The sequence below is a fragment of the Streptomyces sp. NPDC086777 genome (assembly GCF_040702065.1).
Classification (GTDB): domain Bacteria; phylum Actinomycetota; class Actinomycetes; order Streptomycetales; family Streptomycetaceae; genus Streptomyces.
Map to the genome: position 1 here is coordinate 49,116 of NZ_JBFBJI010000050.1, position 13,131 is coordinate 62,246.

11 protein-coding genes are annotated in these 13,131 nt (G+C 72.5%); 10 read left to right on the forward strand and 1 reads right to left on the reverse strand.

Annotated features, from left to right (window positions below; translation table 11 throughout):
- Positions 1-255 precede the first annotated feature (255 nt).
- The 6 genes from glnII (at position 256) to AB0472_RS40910 (ending at position 7,433) form a co-directional block, all read left to right on the forward strand.
- On the forward strand, positions 256-1,287 hold the full coding sequence (glnII, locus tag AB0472_RS40885; protein WP_366364437.1) for a glutamine synthetase: 1,032 nt from the start codon (positions 256-258) through the stop codon (positions 1,285-1,287).
- Positions 1,288-1,664: 377 nt separating this feature from the next.
- Positions 1,665-2,243: a winged helix-turn-helix domain-containing protein gene (locus AB0472_RS40890; RefSeq protein ID WP_366364438.1), complete on the forward strand. Its 579-nt coding sequence runs from the start codon at positions 1,665-1,667 to the stop codon at positions 2,241-2,243.
- Positions 2,244-2,330: 87 nt separating this feature from the next.
- The gene (locus AB0472_RS40895; RefSeq protein ID WP_366364439.1) at positions 2,331-3,335 is read left to right on the forward strand and encodes an SDR family oxidoreductase; all 1,005 of its coding nucleotides are present in this window, start codon (positions 2,331-2,333) and stop codon (positions 3,333-3,335) included.
- A gap of 452 nt (positions 3,336-3,787) precedes the next feature.
- Positions 3,788-5,068 carry a sensor domain-containing protein gene (locus tag AB0472_RS40900; protein ID WP_366364440.1) on the forward strand — a complete coding sequence of 427 codons (1,281 nt, stop codon included), beginning with the start codon at positions 3,788-3,790 and terminating at the stop codon, positions 5,066-5,068.
- Positions 5,053-5,703 (forward strand): response regulator transcription factor, encoded by a 651-nt coding sequence (locus tag AB0472_RS40905; protein ID WP_351954589.1) that lies wholly within the window; start codon positions 5,053-5,055, stop codon positions 5,701-5,703. The genes AB0472_RS40900 and AB0472_RS40905 overlap by 16 nt, the downstream gene beginning before the upstream one ends.
- A 173-nt stretch (positions 5,704-5,876) precedes the next feature.
- Positions 5,877-7,433 carry a DUF1996 domain-containing protein gene (locus AB0472_RS40910; RefSeq protein ID WP_366364441.1) on the forward strand — a complete coding sequence of 519 codons (1,557 nt, stop codon included), beginning with the start codon at positions 5,877-5,879 and terminating at the stop codon, positions 7,431-7,433.
- Positions 7,434-7,524: 91 nt separating this feature from the next.
- Here AB0472_RS40910 and AB0472_RS40915 read toward each other — a convergent pair whose 3' ends face one another.
- Positions 7,525-7,932: a hypothetical protein gene (locus AB0472_RS40915; RefSeq protein ID WP_366364442.1), complete on the reverse strand. Its 408-nt coding sequence runs from the start codon at positions 7,930-7,932 to the stop codon at positions 7,525-7,527.
- A 173-nt stretch (positions 7,933-8,105) separates the two neighbouring features.
- On the opposite strand from AB0472_RS40915, the gene AB0472_RS40920 reads away from it, so the two are divergent.
- The 4 genes from AB0472_RS40920 (at position 8,106) to AB0472_RS40935 (ending at position 12,801) form a co-directional block, all read left to right on the forward strand.
- Positions 8,106-10,034 (forward strand): hypothetical protein, encoded by a 1,929-nt coding sequence (locus tag AB0472_RS40920; protein WP_366364443.1) that lies wholly within the window; start codon positions 8,106-8,108, stop codon positions 10,032-10,034.
- Positions 10,035-10,127: 93 nt separating this feature from the next.
- Positions 10,128-11,024, forward strand: a complete 897-nt coding sequence (locus AB0472_RS40925) for a metal-dependent hydrolase (RefSeq protein ID WP_366364444.1) — start codon at positions 10,128-10,130, stop codon at positions 11,022-11,024.
- Positions 11,024-12,055, forward strand: coding sequence for a PDR/VanB family oxidoreductase (locus AB0472_RS40930; protein WP_366364445.1), 1,032 nt, complete (start codon positions 11,024-11,026; stop codon positions 12,053-12,055). Before AB0472_RS40925 ends, AB0472_RS40930 begins: the two co-directional genes overlap by 1 nt.
- A gap of 56 nt (positions 12,056-12,111) precedes the next feature.
- On the forward strand, positions 12,112-12,801 hold the full coding sequence (locus tag AB0472_RS40935) for a TetR/AcrR family transcriptional regulator (protein WP_366364446.1): 690 nt from the start codon (positions 12,112-12,114) through the stop codon (positions 12,799-12,801).
- Positions 12,802-13,131: the final 330 nt, after the last annotated feature.

The following is a 13,131-nucleotide window of genomic DNA, read 5'->3' on the forward strand; positions in this document are numbered from 1 at the left end:
CGGCCTTTACGGAGGGAAGGCCGGCGGCCGCCGCGAAGGGGCGGGCACGGTGCCCGAATTGGGCTCCGTACCCCGCCCGCCCCGCCGGCACAACGTGAGTCGCACCACAGAACCACCAGGTAACACCGGGTTCACATTCGAGCAATGATCGGGAAATCGCCTGTTGACAGGCTTCCGGGCAACACCGAGGCGCCCCAGTGCCGTAGCGCCACTGCACCCGCAAGTGCGCCCGACCCACCCCGAAGGATGTGGCCCGTGACCTTCAAGGCTGAGTACATCTGGATCGACGGCACCGAGCCGACGGCCAAGCTGCGTTCGAAGACGAAGATCATCACGGGCGCCCCCGCCGGTCTCGACGCGCTGCCGATCTGGGGCTTCGACGGGTCCTCCACGAACCAGGCCGAGGGGCACTCCTCGGACCGTGTGCTGAAGCCGGTCTTCACCTGTCCGGACCCCATCCGCGGCGGCGACGACGTCCTCGTCCTGTGCGAGGTCCTGGACATCGACTTCACCCCGCACTCCTCCAACACGCGTGCCGCGCTGGTCGAGGTCGCCGAGAAGTTCGCCGCGCAGGAGCCGATCTTCGGCATCGAGCAGGAGTACACCTTCTTCGACGGCTCCCGCCCGCTGGGCTTCCCCGAGGGCGGCTTCCCGGCCCCCCAGGGCGGCTACTACTGCGGTGTCGGCGCCGACGAGATCTTCGGCCGCGAGATCGTCGAGGCGCACCTGGACAACTGCCTGAAGGCGGGTCTCGCGATCTCCGGCATCAACGCCGAGGTCATGCCCGGCCAGTGGGAGTTCCAGGTCGGCCCGGTCTCCCCGCTGGAGGTCTCCGACCACCTGTGGGTGGCCCGCTGGCTGCTCTACCGCACCGCCGAGGACTTCGGCGTCTCCGCCACCCTCGACCCCAAGCCCGTCAAGGGCGACTGGAACGGCGCCGGCGCGCACACCAACTTCTCGACCAAGGCGATGCGCGAGGGCTACGACGCGATCATCACCGCGTGCGAGTCGCTCGGCGAGGGCTCCAAGCCGCTCGACCACGTCAAGAACTACGGCGCGGGCATCGACGACCGCCTGACCGGTCTGCACGAGACCGCCCCGTGGGACAAGTACTCCTACGGCGTCTCCGACCGCGGCGCCTCGGTGCGTATCCCGTGGCAGGTCGAGAAGGACGGCAAGGGCTACATCGAGGACCGCCGCCCGAACGCCAACGTCGACCCGTACGTCGTGACCCGGCTGATCGTCGACACCTGCTGCACCGCCCTGGACAAGGCCGGCCAGGTCTGATCCGCGGACGACTCCGCCGAAGGGGCGCCCACCGTGACGGTGGGCGCCCCTTCCGCATGGCGTCATGCCAAAGATGCGTCCAAGCAGTGAGAGGAGGGTCCTGTTTCCCGGCTGTGTCTGCTTCAATGGGCCCATGGCCAGCTTCCAGAAGTGCAGCGCGACGGGTCGCCAGGACCTCGAGCCGTTCTGGCCTTCCCGTCAGCACCACGACTTCGACCGGGTGTGTTGCCGCGCGACGAACGCGCGGGCCCTCTAAAGCCGTACACCCCGGCCTTCGGCCAGCGCGGAACGCAGTACGTCCCCGCGGCGCGCCCGACCACGAATCGCGGCCGTCGCCCTCGACCGACTGACTCCTCGCGCGAAAGAGCTGACGTCTCATGGCGACCACTCGTTCCCTCTCCCCCGCCTCGGCCCTCGGCGCCTCCTCGCCCGGCCGCCACCGGCTGCGTGCCGTCGACCGCGACGAGGTCGTGGACATGGCCGAGCTGCTGCCGCCGGGCGCGACCTGGCTGCCCGCCCCGCAGCACGCCCTGCCCACCCTGCCGGGCCAGCCGCCGATGATCGGCTACCTGGTGCTGGTCCCGGCGGACCAGCAGCCGCCCTTCCTGCCGGTCGCCGTACCCGACCCGCAGGAGCCCGCCGCGGAACCCGCCGCCGGTACCCGGCCGCTCGTCACCGTGGACACCGTGGAGCGCACCGCCCAGGTCGAGGGTCGTGAACTCGACCTCACCTACCTGGAGTTCGAGCTGCTCGCCCATCTGGTGGCGCACCCCAACCGAGTGCACACCCGCGACCAGCTGGTCACCACGGTCTGGGGCTACGGCCACGTCGGCGACGGCCGCACGGTCGACGTCCATGTCGCCCGGCTGCGCCGCAAGCTCGGCGCGGAGCACCGCCGGGCGATCCAGACGGTCCGCCGGGTGGGATACAAGTACACCCCGCCGACGGGCCGCTGACGGACGGCAGCGGGGCGCCGGTCGACCGCTCCGCCCTCGGCTGAACCCTCTTACGTCCGGCGTCCCCACCGGGGCACGATCGACGGCATGAGGCTTCTGGTGCTGGGCGGTACGGAGTTCGTTGGGCGGGCGGTCGTCGAGGCGGCGCTCGGGCGCGGCTGGGAGGTGACCGTCTTCCACCGGGGCAGCCGCCGGCCCCCGGCCGGGGTGCGGTCGCTGCACGGCGACCGCACCGCACCCGACGGCCTCGCCGCGCTCGCGGACGGCACCGAGTGGGACGCGGTCGTGGACACCTGGTCGGCCGCGCCCCGGGCGGTGCGCGCGACGGCACGGCTGCTGCGGGGCCGGGCCGGACGGTATACGTACGTGTCGAGCTGCTCGGTGTACGACTGGCCGCCCCCGGCCGGGTACACCGAGGACACGCCCCTGGTGACGGGGGCCGCGGCGGACGCGGAGGCGACCGGGTACGCGCGGGACAAACGGGGCGGTGAGCTGGCCGCCGTGGAGTCCTTCGGCGCGGACGGCTCGGTGTTGGTGCGGGCCGGGCTGATCCTCGGTCCGCACGAGAACGTCGGCCGGCTGCCCTGGTGGCTGAGCCGGATGGCCCGGGGCGGGCCGGTGCTGGCACCCGGCCCGCGCGATCTGCCCGTGCAGTTCGTGGACGCCCGCGACCTCGCCGAGTGGGCCCTCGGGGCGGTGGAGCAGGGCCTGTCCGGGCCGTACAACCTGGTGAGCCCGCCGGGGCACGCCACGATGGGCGACCTGCTGGAGGCGTGCCGCCGCAGCACCGGCTCGGAGGCGGAGCTGCGGTGGACCGACGCGGAGACGGTCCTGGCGGCCGGGATCGAACCGTGGACGCAGCTGCCGGTGTGGGTGCCGGCGGACAGCGAGTCGCACGGCGCCGTGCACGGGCTGGACGTGTCGCGGGCCGTGGCGACCGGGCTGCGGTGCCGGCCGGTGGCGCAGACGGTGGCCGACACGTGGAGGTGGCTGCGGGGCCTTGACGGTGCGGCGCCGGTACGGCCGGGCATCGGGCTCGACCCCGCTGTCGAGGCGCGGGTACTCGGGACCCCGCCGACCGGTCGCGACTGATCCGCGGACCGGCGGGGGTTGACCGCGCAGTTCCCCGCGCCCCTGACGGGGCGCTACCGGTTGACGCCTCCCCAGGGGCGCGAGGAACTGCGCGACCAGCCACAACAACGCCACAGACGACGAACGACACGTCACGACACTCCCGGAAGACCACCCCCCCGACACGGGGCTACGCGCAGCACCCCCCCAGGGGCGCGAGGAACTGCGCGACCAGCCACGACGACGCCACAGACGGCGAACGACACGTCACAGCACTCCCGGAAGACCACCCCCCGACACGGGGCTACGGGCAGTGTCCCCCCAGGGGCGCGGGGAACTGCGCGGGCGGCCACGACGGCGCCGCGGTTGGGGCGCGACGTGTCGCGGCGCTCGCGGGGTGTATCCAGCACCACCCCCTGACATGGGGCTTCGGGCCAGTGACCCGGGTGCGGGAGGTTCGGGAGACTGGTCGCATGACGACGAACACAGACAGCGGGGGCTTCCGTGCGAGGGCTCGGGAGGTGCTGCTCGCCGCCGTGCGCGGACTCGTGCTGGCGTTGGTGATCCTGCCGGTCTCGGTGCTCTGCTTCGCGCTGACCGCGGTCTCGGTCGCACTGATCCCGATCGGGGTCGGGATCGTCACGACACCGTGGATCCTGGGCGGGGTGCGGGACGTGGCCGACGTGCGGCGGCGGCTCGCCTACGAGTGGTGCGGGGTGCGGATCCGGTCGGCCTACCGGACGCTCCCGGCGGACGCCAACCCGTGGGCGAGGACCTTCGGGATGCTGCGGGACCCGCAGGTCGGGCGGGACGTGCTGTGGCTGTTGGTCGACATGACGGCCGGGTTCGTGACCGCGCTGCTGCCGGCGGTGCTGCTGCTCTATCCGTTCGAGGGGTTCGCGGTGGCCGCCGGGCTGTGGCGGGTGCTCACCCTCGACGGCACCTACTGGTACGGCTTCGTACCGGTCACCGACCAGGCCACCGCGTTCGGCGCCGCGGCCACCGCCGCCGTGCTGCTGGTCGGCGCCTGGTACCTGTGCCCGCGGCTGCTGACCGCCCACTTCCGCCTCACCCGCGCCGTCCTCGACCCCGGGGAGGGCGAACTCGTCGAGCGGGTACGGGTGCTGACCGAGACCCGGAAGGACGCGGTGGACGCCTCGGCGGCCGAGCTGCGCCGGATCGAGCGGGACCTGCACGACGGGGCGCAGGCCCGGCTGGTCGCCATGGGCATGGACCTCGGGACGATCGAACTGCTCCTGGACAAGGACCCGGCGAAGGCGAAGGAGTTGCTCGCGCAGACCCGGCAGGCGTCCGTGGAGGCGCTGGGCGAGCTGCGGGACCTGGTCCGGGGCATCCATCCGCCGGTGCTGGCCGAGCGCGGGCTCGGGGACGCCGTACGGGCGCTCGCGCTGCGGCTGCCGGTGCCGACCGAGGTGGCGGTGGAACTGCCGGGCCGGGCGGACGCGCCGGTGGAGTCGGCCGCGTACTTCGCGGTGAGCGAGGTGCTGACCAACGCGGTCAAGCACTCCGGGGCCGACCGGATCTGGGTCGACGTGCACCACGTGCCGGACGGCGGCGGCATGCTGCGGATCTCGGTCACGGACCACGGCCGGGGCGGCGCGGTGGTCGGGGCCGGGTCGGGGCTGGCCGGGGTGGAGCGGCGGCTGGGTACATTCGACGGCGTCCTGGCCGTCAGCAGCCCCGCGGGCGGTCCCACCATGGTCACGATGGAGATTCCGTGCGCGTTGTCCTAGCCGAGGACCTGTTCCTGCTCCGCGACGGGCTGGTCCGGCTGCTGGAGGCCTACGGCTTCGAGATCGCGGCCGCCGTCGAGTCCGGTCCCGAACTGGACCGTGCGCTCGCCGAGTTGAGGCCGGACGTGGCCGTGGTCGATGTCCGGCTGCCGCCCACCCACACCGACGAGGGGCTGCAGTGCGCGCTCCGGGCGCGGCGGGACCGGCCGGGGCTGCCGGTACTGGTGCTCTCCCAGCACGTGGAGCAGTTGTACGCCCGCGAGCTGCTGGCCGACGGCAGCGGCGCGGTGGGGTACCTGCTGAAGGACCGGGTCTTCGACGCGGAGCAGTTCGTGGACGCCGTACGGCGGGTCGCGGCGGGCGGTACGGCCATGGACCCGCAGGTGATCCAGCAGCTGCTGTCCCGGCGGGCCGACGACCGGCCGCTGGGGGGCTTGACACCGCGGGAGCTGGAGGTGCTGGAGCTGATGGCGCAGGGCAGGTCGAACGCGGCGATCGCCGGGCAGCTCGTCGTCACGGAACGGGCCATCGCGAAGCACACCTCCAACATCTTCACCAAACTGGGACTTGAGGTGTCGGACGATGACAATCGGCGCGTCCTCGCGGTGCTGGCGTACCTGGACCGCGATCGCTGATTTTCCAGAAACCGCCCTGCTCAAACGGCAGTTGTGCCCCAAGTGCGTAACAAATCTCTGATGAATTTGTGAGACGCCTGAACACGCCTGGGACGGGCTGCGTATGAAAGGACGCCGCTTCACTCCTGTCGGGCGCCTCGATGCCGCCCCGCAAGGAAGGTCTGAGGAGTTCCATGGGACGCAACATACGCAAACGCCGTTCGCCGCTGACCGTCAAGGTCGTAGCCGCATCGGCGGCTGTCGCACTCGGCGGGGGCGGGCTGCTCTATGCGCAGATGAACGCTTCGGCTCACGAGTCGAACAACTCGGCGCAGAACTACACCAAGGCCGCCTCCGCGACGGTGGCCACCATCTCCTGCCCGGACGTCGGCCAGAAGCTGACGAACGTGCCCGCGAACGCGAAGATGGGGGTGGCGAGGGAGCTGGCGAACCTCGACAAGCAGATCACCGAGGCCTACTCCCGGCTCGCCTCCACCCGGCAGGCACAGGCGAACGACGCCAACTTCGTGCAGAACGCGATCATCGGCCCCCTGAAGGAGAAGCGGGCGGCCACGATCGACCGGATCCGGATCGACATCACGCGGGTCGGCGGTCAGTTCAACAGCGCGCTGTCGCAGCTCGCCGCCTGCACCACGCAGGCCGCCAACCAGACCACCGCCGGGCAGGGCAACAACAACGGCGGTCAGAACAACAACGGCGGCCAGAACAACAACGGTGGCCAGAACAACAACGGGAACAACGGCCAGGCCAGCGCCGCCCCGAGTGCCAGCGCCAGCACTCCGGTCGACGTCGGCGCCGGCGGGCAGGCCGGCAACGGCCCGTCCGCGGCCGACTTCGTGGACATCACGAAGGTCGCGCCGAACGTCCTGGCCAAGCCGCAGAACACCGGCCAGGCCTCGACGGGTTCCTTCACCACCCGCTGCGGTACCAACCAGAACAAGAACCACAACACCGACAACGTCATCGTGGCGCCCGGCGTGACCAACGGCGCGCACCACGAGCACGACTACGTCGGCAACCAGAAGGTCAACGCGCTCTCGACGAACGACTCGCTGCTGGCCGCCCCCTCCAGCTGCCAGAACCAGAGTGACCTCTCGGCGTACTACTGGCCGGTCGTGCGTGAGCAGGACGGCTCGCAGGAGTTCGACGCGAACGCGCTCGGCGGTGGCAAGGAAGGCAACGTCGGCAAGATCATCACGCCTGCCCAGGCGCAGATCAAGTACGTCGGCAGCCCGGCCAGCAAGGTCGTCGCGATGCCCCAGTTCCTGCGCATCATCACCGGTGACGCCAAGACCACGACCAACGGTCTGGCCAACGCCAACGCGCACTGGAGCTGCACCGGCTTCGAGAACAAGGTCCAGCTGACCCAGCAGTACCCGATCTGCCCGCGGGGCAGCCAGGTGGTGCGGACGTTCGCCTTCCAGAGCTGCTGGGACGGCGTGAACATCGACAGCGCCAACCACCGTACGCACGTGGCCTTCGCCGACCCCGCGAGCGGTGTCTGCCCGAACGGCTTCAAGGCGATCCCGCAGCTGACCATGCGCCTGGTGTACAACCTGGCCCAGCCGAGCATCGTGAACGGCCAGGTCAAGAACGCCTACGCGGTGGACGGCTTCCCGGAGCAGCTGCACAAGGCCGCGACCGACCACGACGACTTCATCAGCGTCACCAAGAACAACCTGGCGGCGAAGATCGCCAACTGCGTCAACAGCGGCCGCAAGTGCCAGTGAGCGGTGGCTAGCCGGCAACGCCGGTGACACGGAGCGGGCGGTGGGAGAATCCCACCGCCCGCTCTCGTGTGTACCGCCGGGGACGCGGCCCTCAGCTGGTGTGCTTGCTGTGGTCGACGCCGATCTCCTCCCAGCCGCCCAGCGTGGTCTGCAGCGCCTTGACGAGCTTGTCGGTGCCGACGGCGACCCACTTGCGGCCGACGAGGTAGAAACCGCCGTAGTCCTTCGCGTCGTTGATCCACTCGCGCTGGCCGCGGTCGGTGGCGAAGGTGGCGAAGACGAACTTGCCGGCGGACACCTTGCAGATCGCCTGGCGGACCTCGTCGGAGTCGATCTGCATGTCCGGGGTGCACTTCACCTTGGCGGCCAGGCTCTCCAGGCTGCCGGTGGCCGTCACCGGGATGCTGGTCTCCGCCTTGCCGTCTCCGGATCCACAGCCCGCCAGCGCCAGTACGGCCACGGCGCCGGCCACGGCGAGCATCGGTCGGGTCGTCCTCATCTGTTCCTCCGGTCGCGTTGCCGGCCCCGGGTGCCTTCAGGGGCCCGTCCCCTTCGATACGGCTGTGGGCCGCGAACCACTCACATCGGCCCGCATCGGCCGTCGTCGTCGCGGACACCGCAGTGTCACCCGGGTGGCGGTGACCAACCAACCGTTCGCTCGTTCTCCAGGACGTGCAGCCACAGGATGTAGCCCAGCGTCACGCAGCCGCCTCGGCCGGAGCCCCGCATCCGGCCGTCGATGTCGAGCAGGCCGAGGCCGCGCTCGTCGAGCACTACCCACGGCTGGTCCGGCTCGCCTACCTGGTGCTGCCACCGGGGCTCGCGCGCGGCCGCCGCGTCCTGACCGCGCACGCCCTGGTCCAGCGGGCGCTCCCCCGGGGCCGCAAGCAGCTCCCGGTGGTCCCGGCCCAGTCGAACGGGCGGCAGAACGACCCCGGGTACTCCCTGGTCCGCCTCGAAGTGGTGCGTACGGCACTGGACGCGGGCCGGCCGCTCCGGCTCACCGCCTGGCCGAGGCGCGCCCAGCTGCCGCCGCTGCTCCCCCAGGTGTGGGGCCTGAGGCTCTTCCCGCGCTCCGGCGGCGCCGACGAACTCGCCCTGGACCAGCGGCTCGCCACCCTCTCCGGCCCGGCCCGCGCCGCCTACGCGCTGCGCGGCCTCGAACAGCTCCCCGACGGCGACGTGCGCGGACTCCTGCGCGCGGCAGGCGTCGAGCACCCGGACGGCGCGCTCGCCGAGGCGAACGGCGTCCCGGCCGAGTACCCGCTGCTCGCCTCCCCCGAGTTCGACCCCTCCTCGCTGCAGGCCCGGCCCACCGACCTGATGCGCCGCCGCCGGCACACCAAGGCCGCGCTCGCCGCCGCTGCCGCCCTCGCGGTGTGCGGGGCACTGGTCGCGCTGCCGGGCGGCGGGTGGGGCGCCGACGGCGCTGCCGCCCCGGTGTACGCGCAGAACCCGGCCGCCCAGGCCGCCCTCGACCCGGGCCGGCTGACGAAGATCCCGGCCACCGCCTGGAAGACCGCCGCGCGCACCGACTTCTCGGTCTGGCCGGCCCGCGGCGCCCTCACCGGCGACACCGCGCTGCTGCGCCGCGCCCTCGCCGTCTGGGCCCGCCCCGGCGACACCGTCCGGGTCTCGGCGACCCCCGGCACCCAGACCGGCGGCCCGGCCGGACCGCCGCAGCTGCTCTACGCGGGCGTGGTGGACAGCGCCCGGGTGGTGATCTTCTACGACGGACTGCGGATCGCCCGCTACGCCGAGCCGAAGGACGGCGCCCAGGGCGCGGCCCTGGACTTCGCCCGTGCCGACGGCGCGACCGGCGCGGAGGCGAGCGCCCTGGTGCTGGGCCGCTCCGACGGCAACGTCCGCTACCTGACCGCGCCCTGGGTGACCAGGGCGGCCGAGCGGGACCTGACGAAGCCGGACGGCACGGCGCTGGACCTCGGGCTGACCGACGGGGTGACCGGGCCGCTGGCCAGCCCCGCGCTGCAGCAGGGGGCGTGCACGTCCTGGAACGTGCTCCAGCTGACCGACGCGCAGGGTGTGCACGTCTCGACCGACCTGGGCGAGCTGATGCCGGCCCGGCTCACCGCGGGGCGGCCCGGCGAGACCGGCGAGGTCTCCGGGGCGGCGGCGCTGCGCGTCTGGGCGCCGTTCGCCTGCTCGCTGGCGGCGGAGCGGTCGGCCGGGGTACGCGGTGTCAACGCGTGGGCGTTCGCCGAGCAGGAGCTGCCGGACGCCGGTGGCAGCGGGTCGTGGGTGTGCACGCGCGCCGAGACCTGGCGGGGCGACGGGACGATGTCGCTGGCCCAGTTCCGGACGCCGGGCAGCCGATACGGGGCGGTCGCGGCCAGGGGCGCCGACGTGACGGCCTGCGGTCCGCGCGATCCGCACGTGCTGGCCGGGGTGTTGTGGAAGTCCGGGGGCGGCCAGTGGTACCTGCTGGCGGCGGGCGGCCGCGACACCGCGTCGGTCCGGGCCACCGGCGGGGTGACGGCGTCGGCGCAGGGAACCCAACTGGTGGCCAAGGCGAAGCAGGGGGCGCAGGCGGAGCTGTCGGGGACGCTGGAGGACGGGGGCACGATCAGCGGGCTGCGGTGAGCGGCGCCCCACCGCAGACTCTTGCTGACGTTCGTGTAAACAAGGCGGGTCAGGGGTCTTCTCAGGCCATCTACCCGTCAGTACATTGACGCCATGTCCAACAAGCAGCCGCAGCCGGTGCCGTCCGAGCACATCGCGCTCAAGGCCCGCAACGTGTCCTTCGCCTGGGAGGACACCCCCCTGCACTGGGTGCCAGGCGATCCCTTCGCGACGCACACCATCAACGTGCTGCACCTGCTGTTGCCCGCCGGCGAGCGCTGGTTCGTGCACGTCTACAAGCAGGTGCTGCCGCTCATCCGGGACGAGCGGCTGCGCGCGGACGTCGTCGGGTTCATCGGGCAGGAGGCGATGCACTCCCAGGCCCATGACGAGGTGCTGCCCCACCTCAGGGAACAGGGGCTCGACCCGACGCCGTACACCGCGCAGGTCGACTGGTTCTTCGAGAAGCTGCTCGGCGACCGCACGCTGCCCCCCGGGAGGGCCAGGCGCTGGTGGCTGCTCGAACGGGTCGCGCTGATCGCGGCCATCGAGCACTACACCGCCTTCCTCGGCGACTGGGTGCTCAACGCCGGGGAGCTGGACCGGCGCGGCGCCGACCCGATGATGCTGGACCTGCTGCGCTGGCACGGCGCCGAGGAGGTCGAGCACCGCTCGGTCGCCTTCGACCTGTTCCTGCACCTCGACGGCGGCTACCGGCGCCGGGTGCGGACCTGGGCCACGGCGTTCACGGCGATCGTGTTCCTGTGGCAGCGCGGCGCCCGCTTCTTCATGGCGAACGACCCGACGCTCGACGAAGGCCGGGCCCGGTTCAGGGACTTCCACCTCGCCGGCCGACGCGGCACGCTGCCCGCCACCGGCGACATGCTGAAGTCGATCCCGCGCTATCTGAGCCGCACCTACCACCCCTCCCAGGAGGGCTCCACCGAGCAGGCCGTCGCCTACCTGGCCTCCTCCCCCGCCGCCCGCGCCGCCGAACAGGAGGGCAGGTGATGACGCCGAGGCTGCGGACCGTCGTCGCCGCCGCGGGCGCGGCACTGCTCGTCAGGCGGGCCGTGCGCCGCCGCATCGAGGCCTCCCCGCTGTGGCCGATGCCGGCCCTGGACCCGCCGACCTCCGGGCGGCCGCGCTCCCGGACGCTGCGGCTCCTGGTCGCCTCGCACCAGAAGGCCGCCGACGGGGTCGTCCGGCTCCGTCTCGAGGGCGCGCGGCTGCCCGCCTGGCAGCCCGGCGCCCATCTCGACGTGGTGCTGCCGTCCGGTCTGGTCCGGCAGTACTCGCTGTGCGGGGACCCCGCCGACACCTCGTCGTACACGATCGCCGCCCGGCTGGTCGCGGACGGGCGGGGCGGCTCCCGGGAGGTCCACGAGCAGGTCGTGGAGGGCATGGAGCTGGAGGTGCGCGGGCCGCGCAACCGTTTCCCGCTCGTCGAGGCCGCCTCGTACGTGTTCGTGGCCGGGGGCATCGGCATCACGCCGATCCTGTCGATGCTGCGGGCGGTTCCGGACGGGGTGGCGTGGCGGCTGCTGTACTGCGGGCGGACCCGGGGGTCCATGCCGTTCCTGGACGAGCTCGCCGGGGACGAGCGGGTCACGGTCGTGGCGGAGGACGAGGACGGCCGCCCGGACCTCGACGCGCTGGCCGTCCCGGAGGGCGCGGCGGTGTACTGCTGCGGTCCGGAGGGGCTCATGGCGGCGATGGAGGAGCGCTTCCCGGCGGTCCGCCTCGAACGTTTCACGCCGCGCTCCGACACCGGCGGCGATCAGGCCTTCGCACTCGAACTCCGGCGCAGCGGACGGACGCTGACGGTCCCCGCCGACTCGTCCGTGCTGGCCGCGGTACGTGCGGAGCTGCCGGACACGCCGTACTCCTGCGCACAGGGGTTCTGCGGGACCTGCCGGCAGCGCGTGCTGGAAGGGGAGGTGGAGCACCGGGACGAATTCCTCACGGACACGGAGCGTGCCGACTCGATGCTCATCTGTGTGTCGCGGGCCCGAAGTGGGAGACTTGTGCTGGATCTGTGAACACCCGTGAAGGACCGGATCCGTGGGAGGCCGGATCCGATCGGTAAGGTGTTCGCATGACAACCGGGGTACGTCGCAGGATGGGAGTCGAGGAGCGGCGGCAGCAGTTGATCGGCGTCGCCCTCGAACTGTTCAGCCGTCGCTCGCCCGACGAGGTCTCCATCGACGAGATAGCCTCGGCCGCGGGCATCTCGCGGCCGCTGGTCTACCACTACTTCCCCGGCAAACTCAGCCTGTACGAAGCCGCGTTGAAGCGGGCCTCGGAGGATCTCGCGGGCCGCTTCCACGAGCCGCACGAGGGCCCGCTCGGGGCGAGGCTGCTGCGCGTGATGCGGCGCTTCTTCGACTTCGTCGACGAACACGGGCCCGGCTTCGCCGCGTTGATGCGTGGCGGCCCCGCGGTCGGTTCCTCGGCGACCAACGCCCTCATCGACTCGGTGCGGCAGGCCGCCTACGAGCAGATCCTCTCCCACCTCGACATCGCCGAGGCGCCGGCCCGTCTGGAGCTGGTCATCCGCTCCTGGATCTCGCTCGCCGAGTCGACGGCCCTGATCTGGCTGGACGGACGGCGCATCCCCCGGGGCGAGTTGGAGATCCAGCTCGTCCACGATTTCGCTGCGCTGACGGCGGTGAGCGCGGCGTACGACGAGGAGATGACGGCGTTGGTGAAGCGGATGGTCCAGGACGAGCCGACCGACGGCCCCTTCGCCGACCTGGCCGCCCGCCTCATCGCCCTGGCGGGCTAGCCCGGCCCGGGGCACCCGGGGCCGTCGGACGGCTGCGGCACCGCGGGGCTGGTCGCGCAGTTCCCCGCGCCCCCTTGGGGCACTGTCGGGCCGGCGCGAGGATCCGCCCCTCTGACGGAGCGCCGGGTGCCGGCGGGCGGGTGCAGCACCGCCGTGGCTGGCCGCGCAGTTCCCCGCGCCCCCTTGGGGCACTGTCGGGCCGGCGCGAGGATCCGCCCCCCTGACGGAGCGCCGGGTGCCGGCGGGCGGGTGCAGCACCGCCGTGGCTGGCCGCGCAGTTCCCCGCGCCCCTGACGGGGCGTTGCCCGACCGCCGCGAAAGGGCCGTGCC